The following is a 20,669-nucleotide window of genomic DNA, read 5'->3' on the forward strand; positions in this document are numbered from 1 at the left end:
CAGTAGTAATCATACGTCCCTGGCGTTTCGAACGTATATTCGAAAACTCGTGATTGTGAGTCCCATGATGATGGCCCACGCTGCCGTCCAGAGGAACCCGACACCGATGCGGAGGGATTCGAGAACGCCGTCAAGTAACGCTACCTGCATACGTGTATGATCGGAGGGATCATCTATTGCGGTTGTGTTTAGAATATGGTCTCTTTGAGGACGACAATTCTGTGGAATCGTAATTCTTTGATCATACACTATTTGCTAGAGTGAAAAATAACCCCCGCAAACCCCCTCAGGAGCCGTAATATCCGACTTCGAATTCGCAAGGAGAATCGGATTAAATCATGCTGACGTATCGTAGGCTAATGGAATCAGTACAGATCAGAGATATTCCAACGATGAGGAATACCACTACTCGTAAGAATAATATTCACCAGCCTGCTCGTCTACTCGGTCTGATCGCTGGAACATCCACTTTCTGATTCACCAATGGGTGTCGATTTGCTGATCCACGATGCGCTCGTTCTCATAGTCGACGAACGGAACCGGCTGTATAAGCGCGGAACGGTACTCGTTACCGACGGCTGTATCGAAGATGTACGAACCTCACGTGGGGGAGATTCCGAGATAGATGCGTCCACCATTATCGACGGGAACGGGAAACTAGTGATGCCGGGGTTGGTCAACGCACACACGCACCTGGAAATGACACCACTCATCGGTGCGTTTAGCGAGCTCAACCTGACAGAGATGCTTGGGAGTGGGACGGCCTTGTTCAACAGACTAGGGAACGGCGACTTCACGGGGATTCCCACGGCACCGCACCGCTGGGTTGGGATGTTTACGCTTTGTAGTCGCCCCAAAAGACAACTACTGGCTGTGCCAACCAGCCGGTACTCCTATCCCGGCATGGGATTCAGAGATACTTCTTGGCCGCAACCCTCGGTCTGACGGCAGAAAGGGGTGCTTTCTGTGTGGAACCGGGGGAATCCCGATACTGTCCGATTAGCAGGGCGGGCAGGCCGCCTCGGTTGACTGGTAGTACCGTGACTGCTTGCTTAAAACATCTGTTCAGCACGTCGGACGTGGTTTGTGGGAGAGGTGTCGGATTCATCCCCGCGCTAAACCACGGGGCTTTCTCCTCGTACTTCGGTAAAATTGACTACTCTTCCGTCGATGCCACACCTCGTGTGCGAAATGAATTCATCACCGGCGTCAAGGACTCTTCGAGTTAGTTACCCTCGAAGAAATCCCCTATCTGCGCATTAACGACAGACCGGATCAAATCCTCGTCGTGTTCCACTTTTTCGAGCCGATATCGGCTTGAAGCGTCTCAGCGACTACTTCTGGATCGCCAACGAAGGTGTACTCCTTGTGGACACCACTTCCGTAGCCGCGCTTCCGTTTCTCCGACGTCACGAAGTTGTAGGTCTCTGCCTCACTCATATACCGTAAGTAGGAGTCCCGAGACTTTTCGTCGGCATCGAGCAGGTCAGAGAGGTACTGATATACGCGGTATGCAACCGTGCTAGGAACAGCGTTCAGGTTTCGCTTGGAGTGGACAGGGATGATTGCAGTAGCGTACAGCGAGAGCTTCTTTTGCGTCGAGAGCCCTTGCATCTGCGTTAATGTCCGGTCTCGTTCGGCCTCTTTCTGGGCGTCACGAACGTGCTCTTCACGGATCGTGTCTTCGCCGGCTCGGTCCGCTATCTCACCGGCTTTCCTGAACAGATCAATCAGAAATAGGCCTGGATTGGGAGCGGTTCGAGGAGAATCTGGATGATGTGGAATTGGAGGCCGGTGAGCGTGGTGAGTTTCCGTTCACGCTTATGTAGATCCAAGGGAAGCCGCTTCCGAAGAATAGCCGTGTCCGGTACTCGGAGTTCAATACACAGTTCACGTTCAAAGGGATAGAGGGGCAGGAGCCTCAGGAACTGCAGGGCTTCGTAGATGAACACGGGTCTGTGGCGACTCCGGAAGTGATGGAGGTGTACGAAGTGCAGCGGAAGGAGACTGTTCAGCGTCTCCAGGCCCTGGATAGTGTTTCGTCATTCGAGGTCGGCGGCGAACAGTTCTGGACTTTCTGACGTTCTGAAGCAAATTATCTGATGGCTGCTTGGTGGATTTGGAATTGTAGACGTTGGCGATGACAGCCCGGAGTCTTCTTGTTCGACCGCGAGAGCGGACGGTTCCCACCGAGAGAACAGGTAGATTGCAAACGTTAATATCCCAATTCAGCGGTGTGATGCCGTGGGATTCCTCCGCCTTCAGGCGGAGGCGGATGTCAAGATGAGTTTCGGCTGATTGTTTCGTTCTGCTGGTATGATTCAATAGCCGAGTAGTCCATCAGTAACTGTTAAGACTGTCAGTCCTGTACGTCCACACAGACCATGTCTGCTGACAAACGTCTCCCAGTGACTGAAGAGACCCGGAAGGAACTCCACGAGCTGAAGGAGCCTGGCCAGACCTACGACGAGCTTCTCCAGGAGCTGGCTCAGCAGCGCCGGCGGCAGGATCTGGAGCAGCGCTTCCAGGAGTTGGAGGACGCGGACAACGACGAGTTGACGCCGCTCTCGGATGTCTGAGTACGACGTCCTGCTCGGTGACGACCCCCGCGAATTCCTCGATGTCGCCGACGAGAAGACCGAGCGGGTCTGCACGGAGAAACTCGGGTACCTAGCGGAAAGTCCGTACCCGGGCCGTGGTCGTGGGGACAAAGAAAAGCTCCCCATCGATGGCCGGCGCGACCGGTACCGGCTGCACGTCTCTCGGACCTACACGGCTATCTACACCGTCTTGGAGGACGAGAACGAGGTGCGCGTGCTGGAGATTGTCTCCATCGATCAGGCGCACAAGCGGTACGGATTTTAGATAACAGGTAGTCGACTCTGTTGAAATCCTATTGATCAGACACTATCTGCGGTGAAATTGACCAGTACAATGTCGGGGAGACAACCACGGCCTATGTCGTGCAAGGCTCGCCCTCGAAATCATATCTTAAGATAAAGTAGCCCTCTACTACTTATATTCGGCATCTTAGGCCTATTCCTGATCGGAAGACCAGTCTTGTGGGATTGAAGCGGAACGGTTCGACCATTCTGGGTGATTCTCGCCGATTGTTACAGACGAACCCTTGTGGGATTGAAGCCGATATTCTCGAAGAGGGGCCGCCTGGGAGCGGTGAGTTACAGGCGAACCCTTGTGGGATTGAAGCCCGTGCTCGCGTGCCCACTTGACGACCGGCCGGGTTACAGACGAACCCTTGTGGGATTGAAGCCGTAAGCCGATGACGGCCGCCGAGCGACGTGTCGCGTTACAGACGAACCCTTGTGGGATTGAAGCACCCCCTCGCCGGTGAACATCCGAACGGCGTCGCGGTGCGGGTTACAGACGAACCCTTGTGGGATTGAAGCAGAAATGGATATTACACACCTAACCCGTGGCCCAGTTACAGACGAACCCTTGTGGGATTGAAGCGCTGCGTCGGTCAGCGTCATGTAGCTGTGAACTGTTACAGACGAACCCTTGTGGGATTGAAGCGCTGTCGTTGTGACAGTCGCGGCTCTCGCGGCTGTTACAGACGAACCCTTGTGGGGTTGAAACAGGATCGACTTGGCAGACAACCAGATACGTACCGACAAAATCGCTCCCGCGCGTCCCACCGACGGCCGGGAGTAATCCACCAAATCGCCAAACAGCGTTCAGACACCCTCGATGCCACCCATTGACCGTAGCTGATTTTCACTCAGCGCCTCGTGGAACTGGCTAACGACGACACAAGCCTCCGTCGCTTCTGCCCCCCTCTCCCTCTCTCAGCCCCCGCTCGATCATGACATGGCTCCAAGACGGAGCAGTGCCTGCGAGAAACGAACCAGCCACAGCGGTGAGGAGGAAGCCAAGGTTGAGAACCCTGGCATAAATCAACAACACCCATGCCGTTTGGCTCTGGCTCAGTAAGGCACTGACACTCCCGTCGATTGCCACGGCATCGGCGTCGAAGTCGGTCGCAAGTCGGGCAAACAACGTCCAATCACTCGGCCCCACCCGGCTGAGACAGGCGATCATCAATGCCACCGCTGTGGCCAGCGTCGCCAAAGCGACGGCATAGCCGGCACCGATAGCCGGTCAGTGTCGCACACGGACTGAAGGACCGCGCGGTGATCGGATCCGTCACGACGGACTGGGTCGCTGGGCCACAGGGTTGCGGACCTTTATTCTCTATTGGACCGCAGTGTTGGACGATGACTGAAGAGACCGACACCGTCTACATCGCTGCACAGATACAGGTCGAGGACTGGGAGACCTACCAAGAGGAATACATACCGAAGACGTTCGAGCGCATCACCGCCAACGGGGGCGAGGTCCTAGTCGCCACCGAGGAGGCCGAAGCGCTCGAGGGCGAGTGGGACGGCAACTGGACCGTCCTCATCGAGTTCCCAAACGAGACGGCGGCTCACGAGTTCATGCAGGACGAGGAGTATGTCGAGGTGATGAGCGCGCGCCACGAGGCCAGCGCGTGGAGCGACATCGCGATGCTCCCGAAGTTCTCGGGTTGATACTGCCAAACGTTCACTAACGGAAGTCACGAACTCATATCTATGACAACAATTGAAATTGACGATACAATTTACGATGCACTGCGACTGCCCGAACAGGAGCGGTCGCAGCGGCTCACTCAGGAACTCGCTCAAGCAGGACAAGCACTACTTCACCCGAGCAGAGTACGACACCGAAGGGAAAAACGGTCCGTCAGAGACGTCGATGTGGGCACGTCGGAAACCTTCAGAGCGCGAGACGCACTTCTATCACACGCTGACAGATGCCATCATCACAGAGTGTGTCGAACGCGGTGTTGGGACGCTCGCAGTGAGCTGGCCCGAAGATGTGCGTGAGTCCGATTGGGGCAAGACTGGCAACAAGAAACGCCATACGTGGGCGTTCGACCGCATCTCCCAGTACCTCGAATACAACGGCGAGACGCGCGGTGTCGAGGTGCTGAAGGAGAACGAGTGGAATACATCAGAGACCTGCTCACGGTGTGGTGACGACACGAGGTCGAACCGTGTCGAACGTGGGCTGTACGTCTGCTTGTCGTGCGAGTTGGTAGCCAACGCGGATTGTAATGGGGCGGAGAATATGCGGCAAAAGATAACTCCGAGTCCGCACGGCGCAGATAGGAGTACCGGCTGTGTGGCACAGCCATCGACACACCTGTTCGACTGCGAGAGTGGGACGTTCACCACGAGAGAACAGGCCGTGTCGTAGACAGGCAAATATCCCACCTGCGGGACGGGAAGCCTCGCCGTTTACGGCGAGGAGGATGTCACCAGTCGTAGCCAACAGTTTCGCAGCGAAACGGCACTATTTTTCGCGTGCGAACTAATCACACGCACGTGACAGAATTGCTAATTCTCGTGGGTTTGCTGGTGGCGGTATTCGTCGGGTACAATGTCGGTGGGTCATCAACCGGTGTTGCCTTCGGTCCGGCAGTCGGCAGCCGGGCCGTCAGAAAAGTCACCGCCGGAGCCCTGTTTACCGTGTTCGCATTCCTCGGAGCGTGGACGATTGGGCGGAAGGTCATCACGACGATGAGTACCGGAATCGTCGATGCAGCAGCCTTTACGCCCGCAGCGAGCGTTGGCGTTCTCTTTTTTACCGGGCTCGCACTCCTGATCTCGAACCTCTACGGTGTCCCGGCGTCAACCTCGATGACAGCCGTCGCAGCAATCGTCGGACTCGGATTGGCAACGGGGACGCTCAACACTTCCCTGATGCTTACCATCCTGTCGGCATGGATCGTTGCCCCACTGGTCGCCGTCTTCACAGGTGCGTTGATCGGCAGATATCTGTATCCGCACCTCGACGCCAAATTCGAATTTGGTCGCCTTACGAACCCGTTGATCGCAATCGATACTCAGGAGAGGCTCCCATGGCTATCGGTCAACGATACCGTCTCGCCTCGGGATCTGATTGGGTCAGCACTTGTGGTGGTAATTGCCTGCTATATGGCGTTCAGTGCCGGAGCCTCGAACGCGGCGAACGCAGTCGCCCCGCTTGTCGGTAACGGTTCCCTCGATCCCAACCCGGCGATTCTCCTCGCAGTCGGGGCCATCAGCGTGGGCGGCTTTACGATTGCCCGACGGACGCTGGCGACCGTTGGCAACGATATTACTAAGATGCCGATTCTGGCAGCGCTTATTATTTCGACCGTGGGGGCGACGATTATCACCATCCTCTCGTGGCTCGGAATTCCGGCCAGTCTCGCCGTGAGTACAACCAGTTGTATCATTGGGCTCGGGTGGGGCCGTGCAAGCCGAGCGCGGACGCTCGCAGAAATAGTCACACGGTCCCCGGCTGATGCATCCGCTCCACAGTTTACGACTGGTGCACTCAAAGTTCACCCAGTTGAAGGAAAAAAGGAGGTCGCTGCGGGCCCGACTGTGGGCGAACTCGCTGAAGGCGAGACTCCACACCCGGACAGGCAGCACGCATCCAGGGATGGTGTGTCTAGTGCCGGCGAGAGAGATCCAAAAGAATTGTCCGCCGAAGGGCTGTTTCACCGCGCAGCGGCAGCTCGCGTCGTGACACTCTGGGTGATTACGCCGATACTGTCGCTCGTGGGGTCTTATGCTTTGTTTTCACTCCTCGGCTAAGAGAACACCTTCTCCACCTACGGAACGGGAAGCCCCGCCGTTCACGGCGGAGGATGTCACCCGTGCATCAATTGGAGCACCTCGTCAACGACGTCCGGTTCGACAGCCACCACGTATTGGCTTCCCGGTGTCAACGTCGTCTCCGGCTTCAAAATCTGGCTGCCGTCCTCACCCGAAATAACCAACGTTCCCGCCGGGAAGGACACCTCGGCGAGCGTCCTCCCGGCCGCTGGTGCACCCTTAGGAACGCGGATCTCAAGGATCTCGATGTTTCCGGTGACAGCTGCCAAGGTCTGAACTTCCCTCCCTGTGGTCTGGTTTGCTACGACCCGTGCGCCTGCTTCTTCGGGGTAGACGACGGCATCCACGAACCGATCGTATGCCCCGTCAGTCTCCCGATCGACACGAGCGACCGTTCGGATGCCATCCGCGAGCTGCGTGGCGAGCAGACAGACCGCGAGGTTCAATCCCGTCAATTCCGTCAGCGCGGCAATGGTATCTACATACTTGATACCGGCTTGTTCGAGAATATCCGGATCGGACGCGTCAGCTTGGATCACGGTTGCGATCCACGCATCGGCGATCTCCGTAATCCGGTCCTTGTCCTCTTCGATGATCGTCACGTTTTCGTCTCGGGCAGCGAGCAGTTCGGCCGCCTGAAAGCCGATACGACCGCCACCGGCGATGATGATGTCTCGTGTCATGTTAGTCCTCTTCCGCTCCGCCCGCGGCAGGCTGATCGGTAGTCGACTCGGTCCCTTCCCCGGTAGTGGCTCGTGCCCTGTACTTGTTGAGCAACACGTACATCACCACGCCAGCAGCTAACCACCCGGCACTGAGCAGCAGCGCGAGCATATCCGTCTGGATGAGGAACCCGATCAGCACGACAGCGAGTATTCCGTTCAGGGCGATCGCTAATATCGGTGGGATCGGGTAGTAGGGAATCTTGTAGGGACGGTTCATGTTCGGTCGCTCCCGGCGGAGTCTGATCACTGCAACGTTGACGATGATGAACGACAGCAGGAAGAACAGGCTCGACATGTTGCCAGCGCTCTGGGTCGGAAGGACGACCGACCCGAGCATGACGACCGCGCTCAGCAGCACTGCGACGAACGGCGTCCCGAACCGGTGGTGGATCTGACCGATCGACTGGAGCAACTGCCCCTCTCGGCCCATCGAGAAGGCGACCCGCGAGGAGGCGATCACCACCGCGTTCAACGCGGTGATCGTTGAGAAGACGGCCCCGAAGACGATGAGCGCGCCACCGTTCTGGATGACGGGTAGCCCCGTCGGCATGAACGAGGTCGCCGCCGCCGCGATACCGGCCTCGCCGGCAGCGGCCAGTTCCTCGGCACCCAGCGTGCCGATCGCAACCGTCACGACCAACAGATACACGACGACGGTCGCGGCTAAGCTGGCGAAGATCGCTTTGGGAATGTTCTCGCGGGGGTTTTCGACCTCTTCGGTGACAGTCGTGATGAGGTCGTATCCCTCGAACGCGATGAACGTCAGGCCCATCGCGGGGAGGATGCTGAACGCTCCGGATCCCTCGGGAAATAGCGGGTCGAAGTTTTGGAACGTGAAACTGGTTTCGCCGCCGCCGCCGGCCGAGAGGAACCCGAACGCGACGAACGCTACGAGGATCGAGACCTTGATAATCGTGAACACCGTTTCGGCGCTTCCGCTCGCGGCGGTCGACGCCGCGTTCAACGCCACGAGCCCGGCGACTGCAACGAACGCGAGGACGAACTTCGCCGGCACACCGACTCCGAGCAGCGGAAGGATCACCGCGCCGACCTGGTCCGGTGGTGCTACTACACCATACACGTGGAGCAGTTCGAGGAAGTTCGGTGCGAACCCGAGCGCGTACAGCGCGCCGGCGATCATATACGCGAACCAGAGCATCCAGCCCATGATGAACGAGCCGAAGTCGTCGAAGATCTCCCGTACGAACGCGTAGCCACCACCGCTTTTCGGGATCGCGGACGCCAGTTCCGCGTATGAGAGCCCGGTGAACGCGGTCACGACCCCGTTCAGCATGAAGACGAGCAGCGCGGCCGGTCCGGAGATATCGGCCGCAAGGCCCGTCAATACGAAGATCCCTGCGCCGATCATCGCGCCCATCCCGATCATCGTCGCATCCAGCAGCCCCAACTCGGCTTCCGGCTCCCGCTGATCGTGGCCGCTCATGTCTTCTCTGTCTGATATGTTTGGATAAGAACGGTCATGCCGTGGCTTTGTCAAGTATCACAACTGTTTCTATATTAATCTGGTTCTGGTGGATCGATTGATACTGTTTCTGAGCATCGAACAGTATTCGTGCCCCAGTAGTGTGGAACCAGCAAAGAGACGACTCTGGTAACGGGTCAGATCGCGGAGCGGATCACCGCTGCACCAGAGCGTGGCGGTCACCTCGGGAATTGCCACCGAGCCGGTCCGAACGAGCGTAACTTACAACTAGTTGTGTACGAAACCCAGACAAGTGAGCGCTGACCTACGAGTCGTGATCGTCGGAGGTCAACACGTCGGCTATCACGCTGCGCGACACCTGTCCGAGCGCGGCCACGACGTCGTCATCGTCGAAAAGGACCGCGACCGGGTGGAGTTCCTGAGTGACCAATACGACGCGACCGTCATCCAAGGGGACGGTGGCCGCCAGTCGATCTTGCGGCAGACCGGTCTTGAGCGGAGTGACGTCATCGCAGCACTAACCGGGTACGGCGCGATGACGAACATCGGAATCTGTACGATGGCGGCGGATCTCGAACCCGATATCGGGACCGTCGCGCGGATCGATCACGGCGATAGAGACGAGTATACCGGACTCGTGGACCGCGTGGTCTATCCGGAGGAGTTGGCCGCGCACGCAGCGACCAACGAAATCATGCACGTCGCCGGCAGCGGCGTCCAGACGATAGAACAGCTCACGGGAGACCTCACGCTGCTTGAACTCACCGTGACGGCAGACGCTCCGGTTGCCGAGCGTGAACTCCGCGACGTCAGCTTCCCACGAGGGGCCGTCGTCGTCGGCGGACGTGATAGCAATCAACTTCCGGGCCCGGAGATGGTGCTGGAACCCGGATTCCGATACTTGGTTGCCGTCAGGACGAGCGTCAGCGATGAGGTGGTCCGGCTGTTCAGGGGGTGACTCCGAGCTGTCCGTGTAGTTTCGCCCGGAGATGATCGCTCTTCATTCATTTGCATCTCCGGAACAACCACCGCTACTGCGTTCGGTCGGTACACGACAGGTGACATCCTCCCCGTCGTAAACGACGGGGCTTCCACACGGTGGCTCTGTTGAAATTCACAGAGATTTACATGTTCGCCGCATAATTCCACGAGATGAAACCCCTTCCGAAGTCGCAAATTCTCCGGTTTACTGAGAAGGCGATCAATCTGGCACGCCGAGCGGTCTCTCGATACTCTTCAGAGTTCTCCAAACACCGCTACACACTTCCGCAGCACGTTGTTCTGCTCTGTCTCAAAGTGCGGAAGAACACGACCTATCGTGGTCTACTTGACCAACTGATCGAGATGCCACACATTCGTCGCGTCCTCGGATTAGCTGAACTTCCCGCACCATCAACGCTCTGTAAGGCGTTCAACCGGCTTGATATGGCTGTGTGGCGTATTATATTGACTCTCTCAGCGACGCTACTTCCGACGAGCGGAGTTGTTGGAGTTGATGCGTCAGGGTTCGACCGCAGTCACGCTTCGAAACACTACACAAAGCGGGCAGAACTGACGATTCAGCAGCTCAAAGTGACGCTGCTGGTCGATACGAAAGTGAACGCAATCCTCGATCAGCGTGTCATAGAATACGTCTCACGCCCTCTACCTGATGATTATACAGCCCGAAATTTGCGATTAAGACCGTTGTCTCGCTATTCAACGATTTTTATTCGTTACCGACCTCCTCGCACTGGGCCATACGCACGTGCGGGGTGCCGAATCCGTCGACGGGAGCCTCGTCGTCAACTCTGGAAGTGTCGGACAGCCCCGCGACGGGGACCCCGGAGCTGCCTACGCGGTCGTCGACATGGACGACCTGTCAGCCGATCTTCGGCGGGTCGAGTACGACATCGACGCCGTTCGAGAGCGTGTCCGTGCAGCCGGATTACCCGACGAGACCTGGGAGCGTCTTGAGGATGGGCGGTAGGTGACGACAGGGACGCGGCGCTCGGGTTCACGGGTAAGCGACTAGCCGGGGACGTTCAGGCATGTGCGGCCGTACCCCACCGCCGTTGACGAGGGGCGTCTCACGAACCGCTTCGGTGCACCCGACAACGGCGCCGAGATCACGGAGCGGTCTGACTGTCGCCCGCCCAAGCTCGAGCGATGGGGGCGGGAGCATGACCGCGTGTTCCGGAAGCGGTTCCGGAAGTGTTCTAGGTGCTCCCCATCCTGCGGTTTCTGAAGTTTCGGAAGTGGTCGGAACTCGCCAGACGGCACTCATCCCCCGGACGGTCGGAGAAGCGGACATGGCGTCGAAAGCCAATGCCGACGGAGGAATTGTTGTCTACCGAACCGTCCAGCGGTCGCCGGGCCTGATGGGGCGGACGGTCGGCCCGTTGTTCTCGACGATGGCGGAAGCGAAGGCCGTCGCAGAGGATTTTGCGGCAAACGGATTGAACGCGGAGCCGACGACGTGGGTCGACGCCGACGACGGTCGTGGGACCGTGGAAATGGTGCCGGCGTCGACACGTTACTTCCCATCTCGGAAGCGGACCGCCTGGGCGCGTGATCGGCTCCTATATCGATGACCACGGGATCGGCCTGGTCGTGATGGGTACTCATGGGCGTACCGGGACCGAACGCTACCTCCTCGGGAGCGTTACGGAAGCAGTCCTCCGGAAGGTCACAGTCCCTGTCTGCTGTGTCCCGATGAGTGAGCTGTAGTGCTGTTCGGGGAGTCGCTTACCGCGTTTCCAGTTCGAGATCGAGGGGGTCTACGATCTCCCCCATCACTGCTTCTAACGCGTCCGTCGCGGTAATCAGGCCCACCACCTCGGTGCCGTCCGCTTCGACGACGAGTGCGAGCTCCTGGTTCTCCTCCTGAAACTGGTCGACGGCGTCGCTGATAGAGGTCCCACCAGTGATCGTCATCGGTGCAGCGGCAACGTTCTCGAACGTAATCTCTCCGTCCTGAAGAGCGTCGAGACGATCGACAACCGCAGGAACGTAGACGATTCCTCGGAAGTCGCTCGGCGCGTCACCGATCAGTGGGAACCGAGTGTGAGGGCTACTCCCGATACGGTCGAGGTTCTCATCGACAGAGGCGGTAGAACTGAGGAAGACAACGTCGTCGACCACAGTCATCACCTCGTTCACGGGCTGTTCACCGGCTTTGAGGGCGTTAATTACCTCGGTTTTGCGCTCCTCAGTGAGACCCCCTCGTTCGAGCAACGACCCGAGCCGGTGGCGAAGGTCAGCCCGTGATTCAACCCGGTCAGATTCGGTCTCGAGCCAAGCACCGGTCATTTCCACGCCGAACAACCGCAGCGTCCATTTGGCGACGTAATCCCCGAGGACGATGACGGGAAAGAGCAGCTTCGCAAACCAGTACAACGGCGTCGCGCCGTAGCGAGCCACGAACTTGGTTCTCTCGACGCCAAGGTACGTCGGTGTCTGTTCGCCGTGGGTCAGATGCAGCAGGTTAATGATGACGAACGAGATGATCCCGGCGGCGCCGATTGAGGCGAGCAACGTGTTCTCGAAGAACGGTTCGAAAATAGACGCGAGTGCCGGTTCCGCCACGATTCCGACGGCGATACTCGTCGCGGATATGCCCACCTGACAGCTCGTGAGATAGATTTCCAGGTCCTGTGTCATCTCCCAGGCACGTTCGAGCGCTGGGACGTCGAACTCGGACTTGGGGTACTGGCGCACGCGTGTGAGCGCGAACTCAATGGCGACGAAAAACCCGTTCGCGAGAATAAGCAAAACACCGCTCAGTAGGCGGAGCGTTAGTTCGAGACCATTCATTTCGTAGGGCTATTCCCCGTGGTATCAAGAATGTCGTCATCTCGCTCACCGGTACGAGCTGAGCCTCGTCACCCGGTCTACTTGTCGGCAAACTCCCCAACGAGGTCGTCTTCGTCCTCGTCGAAATTATACAGTTCTACTGCGTCGCGGGGGCTGAGGGGTTACAGCCCGTCGTCGTTTTGTCGTGCCATTGGTCTGAGCACGGGCGGGTTCGCGGGCCAAGCGCGACGCGCTGCCGTCGGCCTCAGACGGTGGAAGCGGAGCGCAGGGGGCGGAGGCTGCGGAGCCCCCGAGCACCGAACCGCGAAACCGACCGGAGCGTTGGCCGTAACCGCGTTCTCGTGCTCGAAGCGAACGAGAGTATGCGAGACGAACGGAGTGAGTCTCGCAGCGATTCGAATTCGCGCCATTGAGATATCCTCTCGTGCGTTGTGTAGCGATCAGCCGACCTAGTCACTACCCGAGCGATCCCTCCATCTCGAGTTCGATGAGCCGGTTCATTTCGACCGCGTACTCGATGGGCAGTTCCTCCGTGAGCGGCTCGATGAAGCCAGCGACAATCATCTGCTTTGCGTCGTCGTCGTCCAGTCCGCGCGACTGGAGGTAGAAGACATCCTCGTCGCCGATCTTCCCGACCGTCGCTTCGTGGGCGACGTCGACCTTGCTCTCCTGAATCTCCATGTAGGGCATCGTGTCCGACGTACTCTCGTTGTCGAACATCAGCGCGTCACACTCCACCGACGTGGAGGAGTTCTCGGCGCCGTCTGCGATGTGGACGAGCCCGCGGTAGTTCGTCCGGCCGCCGTCCTTCGAGATGGACTTGGACTCGATAGTCGACTTCGTGTCAGGCGCGTTGTGGTACACCTTCGCGCCGGTGTCGATGTTCTGTCCTTCGCCAGCCATGGCGATGGTGATGTGGTTGTCCGTCGCGCCCGGTCCCTTGAGAATCGTCGACGGGTACAGCATCGTCGCCTTCGACCCCATCGATCCGGACACCCACTCCATGGTGGCGTCTTTCTCCGCGATGGCGCGTTTGGTGTTCAGGTTGTAGGTGTTCTTCGACCAGTTCTGGACCGTCGAGTACTGAACGTGCGCGTTCTCCTTGACGAACACCTCGACGCCGCCGCTGTGGAGATTGAACGCCGAGTACTTCGGCGCGGAACAGCCCTCGATGTAGTGCACTTCGGAGTTCTCCTCGGCGACGATGAGCGTGTGTTCGAACTGGCCCATCCCCTCGGAGTTCATCCGGAAGTACGCCTGGACGGGCATGTCGACGTTCGTGTCCTCGGGGACGTAGACGAACGAGCCGCCCGACCAGATCGCGCCGTGGAGCGCGGCGAACTTGTTGTCGCTGGGCGGGACGGCCTTCGTCATGAAGTACTCCTTGACGATGTCTTCATGTTCTTGGACGGCCTTGTCCATGTCACAGAAGATGACGCCCTTGTCCTCCCAGCGCTCCTGCATGTTCTGGTAGACAATTTCGGACTCGTACTGGGCGCCGACGCCCGAGAGAGCGTTTTTCTCGGCTTCCGGGATGCCGAGCTTGTCGAAGGTATCCTGAATCTCCTCGGGGAGGTCTTCCCAGTTCTCGGCGCCGCCGCGCGTCTCGATGTCCGGGCGAATGTACGGGACGATCTCGTCGATGTCGACCTCGCTCAGGTCAGGCTGACCGGGCCAGTCGGTTGGCATCGGCATCTGCTGGAACTGCTTCAAGGCTCGCAGCCGGCGCTGAAGCATCCACTCGGGCTCGTCTTTGTCGTCCGAGATCAGGCGGATAGTCTCCTCGGTGAGCCCTTTCTCAGCCTCGAAGGCCGACTTCTCTTGCTTCTTGAATTCGAAGCGAGCTTCGGTATCGGTGTCCTGAAGATGGTCTTGTTCTGAACTCATGAAGTTAGCTTGAGACTCTGGATACATAACTTTGATCTATAACTATCTTTGATTGCAGTCTAAGCAAATAACCTCTTGGAACTTTACTCTAAAGATCGAGATAAGTAATATATTTTTGCGATATAAAAACTTACTATCACACAGGCTCAAACGCGGTATATGGTATCATTATCCACTGCTCGTCAGTCCAGTGAGCAATCTGACAGCCAACCTCTACTCAGAGCCGGTTTACCCGGCTCGTATACTACTTTTGTGAGTTGCCGGGTGTGGGATATCCGCTTGCCCCGCCGGCAGCGACCCCCCCGCTCTATTATCAGGGGAACCGAACATGACTGATTCATTTACTCCGCCAAGGGTTCGTCAAGAAAGCTCTCCAGAAGAACACGGCGAGACGGACGAGAAAGAACAGAATGACCTGTCGGGCAAAACGTGTCCGGAGTGCAGTGGACGTATCGTCCACGACGAGGCACAGGCCGAAACCCACTGTGAAGACTGTGGTTGCGTAGTTGAATCAGATCAGATTGACCGCGGACCTGAATGGCGTGCGTTCGATTCGCGCGAAAAGAATGACAGGTCACGGGTTGGAGCTCCTCAAACCCAGCAATTACACGATCGTGGCTTATCGACGGTTATCGACTGGCGAGACGAAGACGCGTATGGACGGTCGCTTTCGTCTCGTCAGCGAAAGAAAATGCGACGTCTCCGGAAATGGGACGAGCGGTTCCGGACGAAAAACGCTGGAGAACGGAATCTAAAGCATGCGCTGGGAGAGATTAATCGGATGGCCTCCGCGCTTGGATGTCCCGATCCTATCAGGGAAACGACGGGTGTGTTGTATCGGCAGGCACTGGAAAAGGACATGCTCCGGGGCCGGTCGATCGAGGGAATGGCGACAGCAGCCCTCTACGCCGGGTCACGCCTGGAGAATGCACCCCGGACACTCGATGAAGTTGCTGCCGTGAGTCGGGTGGATAAAATCGAGATCGAGCGCACCTATCGCTATCTGGCAGATGAACTGGAACTCGAAATGGTCCCGACAGATCCTGAAGCATACATTGCTCGGTTCGCTTCCGAGCTGGGATGTCCCGACGAAACGGAGCGCCGAAGTCGCGAACTGACTCAAGCCGCGGTCGAGGCGGGCGTTCACAGTGGGCGAAACCCCGTCGGGATTGCTGCATCAGCGCTGTATGCAGCTGCCAAGCTGACAGATCAGGACGTCATTCAAAACGATCTGGCCGAAATCGCTAACGTGAGTAAGGTCACGATTCGGAACCGGTACACGGAAATTCTCGAAGCGGCAGACAAAGTGTCGAACGGGTGACCAGATCTAACCCGAAAGCAGTTCTCTTTTGCTGATTATAGGCGCTAAGCCCCCGTCCTCAAGGAGCGAACGAAGTGAGCGAGTAGGGCGGGGATACAGCGCCGTCATCGTTTTAGTTTCACTGCACGGCATGGCCTTACTACCTCTGCGGTCGATGCTGGTAGTACGATGCTCACCACGCTTCCGGCGGTGTTCCAGCGCGAGAAGAAGCGCGCACCCTCGGTTGTGGCTGAGTGTCCATCTGGTAGGAGTGGGACACTCCGAACTACTCATAAAGGGAAGCCGCCTGCGGAGTCTAGAGCCGCTGTGTCCACGTCGGATACAAGCTCCGACGCAGAAACAGGAAGCCCTGTCCTCAACAAGCGAGGGGTAGCCCCGAGCGCGGGAGGTCAGGGTAGTTCACACAAGGTCTGTTGCCCATGCATCGAGAAGTTCGGTCGCAACTACTGAGCACAGCGTGTACGACAGAAGCGCGTTGTATCTAACATACGAGTCTTATCAAGACCTGAACGGGAATGCGTGCAGACGGAGAGGCTTTTGACCATGGGTCACCCTCTATCACTATGCCCGCACGAAATGTCCTAGGCGAAGAACTTGCCACCTGTAGCACTGATCCGAAGACAGGCTTCGCCCGCGATGGCTGCTGTGGGACCCATCCCAACGATCGAGGGAGACACGAGCTTTGTGCGGTCATGACCGACGAATTCCTATCGTTCAGTAAAGAACAGGGCAACGACCTTGTGACGCCGCGCCCGGAGTTGGAGTTTCCTGGGCTCAACGCCGGTGATCGCTGGTGTCTCTGTCTTGGACGGTGGATCGAGGCGCTTGAAACCACGCAAGCCAAACGTCTCCCGGAGACGACCGTCCCACCCGTAGTTCTCGAAGCAACCAATGAGGCAGTGTTGGATTCCGTGGACCTGGAGACGCTCGAAAGCCACTCCTACGACGCGTGAGGGTCCAACGGACATGAGATTGTGCGATTATACACGACAACTTCGACTGCTTCGGTTTTTCTCCCCACTGGTGTGAAGGCGTCGAATACGGATGATATCTTGTCGTTTCGCTCTCAATTTTCTGCCTGTTTCCTCTGAGAGCACGGCTTGACATCCTCCCCGCGCTAAAGCGCGAGGATTCCCGACCGCGTTGGGATATAATGACAGTTGCTGCCGACAACTTATCTCAATCGACATCCAAGATCGGCTAATGCTCACCATTGATCTTGACGAGTTCATGATTGAGATTCAGGACGGGACAATCAAGCACGTCGGTTCGTCCACAACGAGTGTAGACGCGAAACTCTATGACGTGACCGAGGCCGAGGCACGACAGTTTGGCGATCAGATTAAGTTCGCGTTTGAAGACGGTGAGGGTAATATGATTGAGGTCGCACTCAACGGACCAGAGGTGCAGTCGATTGTTGGGGACCTCAATGAGATGGAGTAGTAAGGGCGGGGCGACCGGTCCGGACGAGTGGTAGCGCGGAAACCATTGCCGGTCATCCGTCTTCGGTTAACACTCACACCGTGCTTGTGTGCCGGCAACGAGTCTCTCTTGTAAGATCAGCCGTCGAATTATTTTTCTCCTGTAACGGCTGTTCGCTGAAGAGTGCGTATTCCTCATTGGCAGTGAGATGGAACTCTGGGGGGTATATACAACTAGAGCTTGGGGAGCCACACGATGGCGACTGAGGCGACCTTCACACCACCCACCGATCACTTCCTCTCGAAGCGGAATTTATTTCCTGGCGACTGCCAGTTACTGCTAAATGTTGACCAATGTTCTTCAATGTTAGAGCGCGTCTCCGATATCTCGATCAGTTGGTCAAGCAGCCCACGATAGGTCGTGTTCTTCCGCACTTTGAGACACAGCAGAACAACGTGCTGCGGAAGTGTGTAGCGGTGTTTAGAGAACTTCGAGGAGTATCGAGAGACCGCTCGGCGTGCCAGATGGATCGCCTTCTCAGTAAACCGGAGAATTTGCGACTTCGGGAGGGGCTTCATCTCGTCGAATTACGCGATGAACATGTAACTCTCTGTGAATTTCAACAGAGCCAAACAGACCGGAACCCGATGGGCACACGAAAATGTTCAACGGGTCGGTCGCAAGCAGACAGGCCGATTCGAACAGATGCTTCACACGATGTCGAACGAACTGGTAGAGGAAGCTCTTGAGAACGACTGTACGCATATTGTGTTCGAGCAACTCAAAGGCATCCGCGAACGCCTACCGCACGCGAAAGCGGTTCACCAGTGGGAATTTCATCGTTTCCCAATACCGGCGTTGAGGAGGATTCGAGACTCCACTCGCCGCCCCGCCAGTCGTGAATTAGTGCGCCGTACCGCGGGTAGTAATGTGCGCCCACATCTCGAACGCGGTCGGGCCATGCGGCCCGGATCAGAACCTCCCCGACCGGTTCGCGACCGAAGCTGATCGCCTGTATTCCGGTCGTCTCGACTGTCGTCGTGAACTCGACCGTCTCGGTTTCGCCGGCACCAACGGCGAGTCGCTCGGTTGTGAGCCGCCGTCCTCCGATCACCAGTGGCACCTCCATCTCGATGGACGAGGCCGCCGTATTCTCGATCTGCGCGGTCACCCGGGGTGTTTCTCCTGCGGTAAGTGTCGACTCCGCGAGCGTAAGCTCGTTGAACACTAGTCCACCGGCGGACGTGGTGGCTTCCTCCTCAGTCGGAGTGTCCTCACCGCCATCTCCTCGGCTTACACATCCCGCGAGGGCGCTACTCCCAAGCATCGATGCCGTGTATAGCAGCGAGCGACGCGAGATATTTTCAGTCACGTATCACGTTCGCGCGACCGGATAAAATAGCTACCGCCGAACTCAAGCCTCCGCTTCGTCCTTCTCTGCGCCACCGCGCTGCTGCTTCTTCTTTTTTATCAGTCCGAGCAGCCCGACGAGTACCGTGGCGAGCCCCTGTACCCGGACCGCCTTCACGTACCACTCCTTCGGCTCCAGGTCCTCGGGGTTCTCATACCCCGCAAGCAGCACCTTGCCGGCGACGGCGAGGACGCGCCGCGGCAGCAGTATCTGAACGATGCCAGACAGTATCGTGAGTAGCTCTTTGCCCATATCTGATAGTTGGCGCTGCTGACATGAAAAGCTGTGGCTCGCGCCCCGACGCCGAAAGAGAAGAGAAGTCGCCGACTCAGTGGTCTTCATCCTCGTAGACCCACGCTGCCGTGTCGAGCGTGTAGTCGACGAGTTCGTCCTCATCGAAGAACAGGTCGATCTCTCGTTCGTTGGCCCCTTCGTCCTCGTGGTCGGAGCCGTGGATGACGTTGTGGCCGAGGTCGAGACCGAAGTCACCGCGGATGGTGCCCGGCGCGGAGTCGGCCGGGTCGGTCTCGCCCATCATGTTGCGAACCTGTCGGGTCGCGTCAGCACCCTCCCAGACCATCGCGAAGACGGGCCCGGAGGTGATGAACTCGACGAGACCGTCGAAGAACGGCTTGTCCTCATGTTCGCCGTAGTGTTCGTGGGCGAGTTTCTCGTCAATCTGCATGAACTTCCCACCGACCATCTTCAGCCCGCGGTCCTCGAACCGCGAGACGATGTCGCCGATGAGCCCGCGCTGGACGCCGTCGGGCTTGACCATCACGAACGTCCGCTCGTCGTGGTGGCTCACGCGTGACACCTCGTGTCACGCGTGAGGGTGTCAGCCGCAGCCCGCGAGCGAAGCGAGCCGGAACGTCTGACTGAACTCATTCCTCGTCGCCCTCCTCGTCTGTGTCAGCCGACTCCTCAGCCTCCGAATCGTCCGAATCGTCCGATTCCTCGGCGTCTTCGGTGTCGGCTTCCTCGATCTCCTCAGCCTCTTCGGCCTCGGTGTCTTCAGACTCTTCGACCGGTTCCGGCTCCGGCTCGGTCGTCTGCGGGCCGGACTGGCGCTGGCCGGATTCGGTCCACTCGAGATCGCGGGCTTCGCGCCCGAGGTCGACGTTCTTCTCGCACTTCGCCGAGCAGAAGTGGTGTGTGCTACCGTCGTTGAGCACGAGCATCGTCCCCGTGCCGGGTTCGATGTCCGCGCCACAGAAATCACATTCTCGCGTTCGTGGCATTACTGACCTCCGATGGAGTCCGCCTCTCGGGCGGTTTCGCGCAGTTGCACCACATCACCGACGCGGACGGGACCGAGACAGTTCCGCGTGATGATGCGGCCCTGATTCTCGCCCTCCTTGATGCGGCATTTTACCTGCATCGCCTCGCCGTGCATCCCGGTCTTTCCGACGACCTCGATGACTTCGGCGGACGTGGCGTCGCTCTCAGTCTCTTCTGCCGACATAAGCTTAGTTCAGCTCCTCGACCTTCGAGGCGATATCCTCGACGTCGTTGACGGCCTCGCCCGCGTCCGTGATGGCGGCGGCGGCGGAGCCGACCGACAGCCCGGCCGCGTGTCCGAGGTCGTCCTGTGTCTCGACGAAGATGTGTGGGATGTCACGCTCGCCCGCGATCTCGGGGAGGTGCATCACGACCTCCTCCGGAGAGACATCCTCTGCGACAAAGACGAGCTCGGCGTTGCCGCGCTCGACTGACTTCGTCGTTTCATTCGTTCCCTTCTTCACCGCGCCTGTGTCCCGTGCGACCTCGAGCGCCGCGAGGGCGTCGTCTTCGAGGTCTGCAGGAACGTCGTAGTCTACGTATACTGGCATGTGTGTGGTCACCTCCGACACGTCAGCTCGCACCCCCCCGCCTCGACCCGAGTGGGTCTACGGCACAGTTTCCCGTACCGCGTTAATCCTTGGCTAGGGGCATCACAACTGCGTGTCGGCTGTAGCCTGTCATACCGAACGCGAGCATAAAAGGGTGTCCGAAC

The 20,669-nt window shown here is 58.2% G+C and carries 22 protein-coding genes, 5 pseudogenes and 1 CRISPR repeat array; of the genes and pseudogenes, 14 read left to right on the forward strand and 13 right to left on the reverse strand.

Translation table 11 applies throughout. The annotated features are described in order from the left end of the window. Nucleotides 1–1,225 precede the first annotated feature (1,225 nt). Nucleotides 1,226–1,731 (reverse strand): annotated as a pseudogene (locus DMP03_RS10195) (cell division control protein Cdc6); the annotation flags it as partial. Continuing rightward, nucleotides 1,731–1,952 carry a hypothetical protein gene (locus DMP03_RS14330; RefSeq protein WP_172967126.1) on the reverse strand — a complete coding sequence of 74 codons (222 nt, stop codon included), beginning with the start codon at nucleotides 1,950–1,952 and terminating at the stop codon, nucleotides 1,731–1,733. The pseudogene DMP03_RS10195 and the gene DMP03_RS14330, both read right to left, overlap by 1 nt. A gap of 432 nt (nucleotides 1,953–2,384) precedes the next feature. On the opposite strand from DMP03_RS14330, the gene DMP03_RS10205 reads away from it, so the two are divergent. From DMP03_RS10205 to DMP03_RS10225, 5 genes and pseudogenes are all read left to right on the forward strand, one after another. Next, a complete protein-coding gene (locus DMP03_RS10205) occupies nucleotides 2,385–2,579 on the forward strand; it encodes a hypothetical protein (RefSeq protein ID WP_152120572.1) in 195 nt (64 codons plus the stop codon). Further along, complete coding sequence (locus tag DMP03_RS10210) at nucleotides 2,572–2,865, forward strand: type II toxin-antitoxin system RelE/ParE family toxin (protein ID WP_152120573.1); 294 nt, start codon at nucleotides 2,572–2,574, stop codon at nucleotides 2,863–2,865. Before DMP03_RS10205 ends, DMP03_RS10210 begins: the two co-directional genes overlap by 8 nt. Before the next feature lie 247 nt (nucleotides 2,866–3,112). Then, a CRISPR array of direct repeats spans nucleotides 3,113–3,597; the repeat unit is 30 nt; unit sequence GTTACAGACGAACCCTTGTGGGATTGAAGC. Between the two features lie 638 nt (nucleotides 3,598–4,235). After that, nucleotides 4,236–4,550 carry a DUF1330 domain-containing protein gene (locus tag DMP03_RS10215; RefSeq protein ID WP_152120574.1) on the forward strand — a complete coding sequence of 105 codons (315 nt, stop codon included), beginning with the start codon at nucleotides 4,236–4,238 and terminating at the stop codon, nucleotides 4,548–4,550. A gap of 124 nt (nucleotides 4,551–4,674) precedes the next feature. Next, nucleotides 4,675–5,259, forward strand: a pseudogene (locus DMP03_RS10220) (zinc ribbon domain-containing protein); the annotation flags it as partial. Nucleotides 5,260–5,387: 128 nt separating this feature from the next. Further along, nucleotides 5,388–6,647, forward strand: a complete 1,260-nt coding sequence (locus DMP03_RS10225; protein ID WP_152120576.1) for an inorganic phosphate transporter — start codon at nucleotides 5,388–5,390, stop codon at nucleotides 6,645–6,647. Between the two features lie 56 nt (nucleotides 6,648–6,703). On the opposite strand, the gene DMP03_RS10230 is transcribed toward DMP03_RS10225, so the two are convergent. Together DMP03_RS10230 and DMP03_RS10235 are read right to left on the reverse strand one after the other, a co-directional pair. Next, entirely contained in the window at nucleotides 6,704–7,351 is a 648-nt protein-coding gene (locus tag DMP03_RS10230; protein ID WP_152120577.1) for a potassium channel family protein, read from the reverse strand. Between the two features lies 1 nt (nucleotide 7,352). After that, a complete protein-coding gene (locus DMP03_RS10235) occupies nucleotides 7,353–8,837 on the reverse strand; it encodes an APC family permease (RefSeq protein WP_152120578.1) in 1,485 nt (494 codons plus the stop codon). Nucleotides 8,838–9,129: 292 nt separating this feature from the next. Here DMP03_RS10235 and DMP03_RS10240 point away from each other — a divergent pair, with 292 nt between their 5' ends. The 5 genes and pseudogenes from DMP03_RS10240 to DMP03_RS10255 all read left to right on the forward strand — a co-directional run bounded on the left by DMP03_RS10240 (nucleotide 9,130) and on the right by DMP03_RS10255 (nucleotide 11,546). Beyond that, complete coding sequence (locus DMP03_RS10240; protein ID WP_152120579.1) at nucleotides 9,130–9,795, forward strand: potassium channel family protein; 666 nt, start codon at nucleotides 9,130–9,132, stop codon at nucleotides 9,793–9,795. 194 nt (nucleotides 9,796–9,989) lie between these two features. Beyond that, a pseudogene (locus tag DMP03_RS10245) lies at nucleotides 9,990–10,460 on the forward strand (IS5/IS1182 family transposase); the annotation flags it as partial. Nucleotides 10,461–10,569: 109 nt separating this feature from the next. Then, a complete protein-coding gene (locus tag DMP03_RS10250) occupies nucleotides 10,570–10,806 on the forward strand; it encodes a metallophosphoesterase family protein (protein WP_225871866.1) in 237 nt (78 codons plus the stop codon). Between the two features lie 322 nt (nucleotides 10,807–11,128). Next, the gene (locus DMP03_RS14335; protein ID WP_172967120.1) at nucleotides 11,129–11,410 is read left to right on the forward strand and encodes a hypothetical protein; all 282 of its coding nucleotides are present in this window, start codon (nucleotides 11,129–11,131) and stop codon (nucleotides 11,408–11,410) included. Further along, nucleotides 11,388–11,546: a universal stress protein gene (locus DMP03_RS10255; protein WP_235908644.1), complete on the forward strand. Its 159-nt coding sequence runs from the start codon at nucleotides 11,388–11,390 to the stop codon at nucleotides 11,544–11,546. The genes DMP03_RS14335 and DMP03_RS10255 overlap by 23 nt, the downstream gene beginning before the upstream one ends. Nucleotides 11,547–11,564: 18 nt before the next feature. Here DMP03_RS10255 and DMP03_RS10260 read toward each other — a convergent pair whose 3' ends face one another. Together DMP03_RS10260 and sufB are read right to left on the reverse strand one after the other, a co-directional pair. After that, the gene (locus DMP03_RS10260; RefSeq protein ID WP_152120581.1) at nucleotides 11,565–12,632 is read right to left on the reverse strand and encodes a CNNM domain-containing protein; all 1,068 of its coding nucleotides are present in this window, start codon (nucleotides 12,630–12,632) and stop codon (nucleotides 11,565–11,567) included. Between the two features lie 456 nt (nucleotides 12,633–13,088). Next, nucleotides 13,089–14,519: a Fe-S cluster assembly protein SufB gene (gene sufB, locus DMP03_RS10265; RefSeq protein WP_152120582.1), complete on the reverse strand. Its 1,431-nt coding sequence runs from the start codon at nucleotides 14,517–14,519 to the stop codon at nucleotides 13,089–13,091. Nucleotides 14,520–14,847: 328 nt separating this feature from the next. Between sufB and DMP03_RS10270 the strand changes: the two genes are divergently transcribed. From DMP03_RS10270 to DMP03_RS10280, 3 genes are all read left to right on the forward strand, one after another. Then, complete coding sequence (locus DMP03_RS10270) at nucleotides 14,848–15,840, forward strand: transcription initiation factor IIB (RefSeq protein ID WP_152120583.1); 993 nt, start codon at nucleotides 14,848–14,850, stop codon at nucleotides 15,838–15,840. 563 nt (nucleotides 15,841–16,403) lie between these two features. Continuing rightward, the gene (locus DMP03_RS10275) at nucleotides 16,404–16,793 is read left to right on the forward strand and encodes a DUF2237 family protein (protein ID WP_152120584.1); all 390 of its coding nucleotides are present in this window, start codon (nucleotides 16,404–16,406) and stop codon (nucleotides 16,791–16,793) included. A gap of 250 nt (nucleotides 16,794–17,043) precedes the next feature. Next, nucleotides 17,044–17,283: a hypothetical protein gene (locus tag DMP03_RS10280; RefSeq protein WP_152120585.1), complete on the forward strand. Its 240-nt coding sequence runs from the start codon at nucleotides 17,044–17,046 to the stop codon at nucleotides 17,281–17,283. Between the two features lie 350 nt (nucleotides 17,284–17,633). On the opposite strand, the pseudogene DMP03_RS10285 reads toward DMP03_RS10280, so the two are convergent. After that, nucleotides 17,634–17,840 (reverse strand): annotated as a pseudogene (locus DMP03_RS10285) (IS5/IS1182 family transposase); the annotation flags it as partial. 52 nt (nucleotides 17,841–17,892) lie between these two features. On the opposite strand from DMP03_RS10285, the pseudogene DMP03_RS14955 reads away from it, so the two are divergent. Then, nucleotides 17,893–18,105 (forward strand): annotated as a pseudogene (locus DMP03_RS14955) (RNA-guided endonuclease TnpB family protein); the annotation flags it as partial. On the opposite strand, the gene DMP03_RS14340 reads toward DMP03_RS14955, so the two are convergent. The 6 genes from DMP03_RS14340 to rpl7ae all read right to left on the reverse strand — a co-directional run bounded on the left by DMP03_RS14340 (nucleotide 18,044) and on the right by rpl7ae (nucleotide 20,505). Beyond that, on the reverse strand, nucleotides 18,044–18,490 hold the full coding sequence (locus DMP03_RS14340; protein ID WP_172967127.1) for a CARDB domain-containing protein: 447 nt from the start codon (nucleotides 18,488–18,490) through the stop codon (nucleotides 18,044–18,046). The pseudogene DMP03_RS14955 and the gene DMP03_RS14340 sit on opposite strands and share 62 nt — an antisense overlap. Before the next feature lie 186 nt (nucleotides 18,491–18,676). Next, nucleotides 18,677–18,925, reverse strand: a complete 249-nt coding sequence (locus DMP03_RS10295; RefSeq protein ID WP_152120586.1) for a hypothetical protein — start codon at nucleotides 18,923–18,925, stop codon at nucleotides 18,677–18,679. Between the two features lie 76 nt (nucleotides 18,926–19,001). Continuing rightward, nucleotides 19,002–19,481: a nucleoside-diphosphate kinase gene (gene ndk / locus DMP03_RS10300; RefSeq protein ID WP_152120587.1), complete on the reverse strand. Its 480-nt coding sequence runs from the start codon at nucleotides 19,479–19,481 to the stop codon at nucleotides 19,002–19,004. A 76-nt stretch (nucleotides 19,482–19,557) separates the two neighbouring features. Next, nucleotides 19,558–19,914, reverse strand: coding sequence for a 50S ribosomal protein L24e (locus DMP03_RS10305; RefSeq protein ID WP_152120588.1), 357 nt, complete (start codon nucleotides 19,912–19,914; stop codon nucleotides 19,558–19,560). Next, nucleotides 19,914–20,138 carry a 30S ribosomal protein S28e gene (locus DMP03_RS10310; protein WP_075936120.1) on the reverse strand — a complete coding sequence of 75 codons (225 nt, stop codon included), beginning with the start codon at nucleotides 20,136–20,138 and terminating at the stop codon, nucleotides 19,914–19,916. Before DMP03_RS10310 ends, DMP03_RS10305 begins: the two co-directional genes overlap by 1 nt. Nucleotides 20,139–20,142: 4 nt before the next feature. Further along, nucleotides 20,143–20,505 (reverse strand): 50S ribosomal protein L7Ae, encoded by a 363-nt coding sequence (gene rpl7ae, locus DMP03_RS10315; protein ID WP_152120589.1) that lies wholly within the window; start codon nucleotides 20,503–20,505, stop codon nucleotides 20,143–20,145. Nucleotides 20,506–20,669 lie beyond the last annotated feature (164 nt).

Source organism: Halosegnis rubeus (assembly GCF_009184545.1).
In the GTDB taxonomy this organism is placed as follows: Archaea; Halobacteriota; Halobacteria; order Halobacteriales; family Haloarculaceae; genus Halosegnis; species Halosegnis rubeus.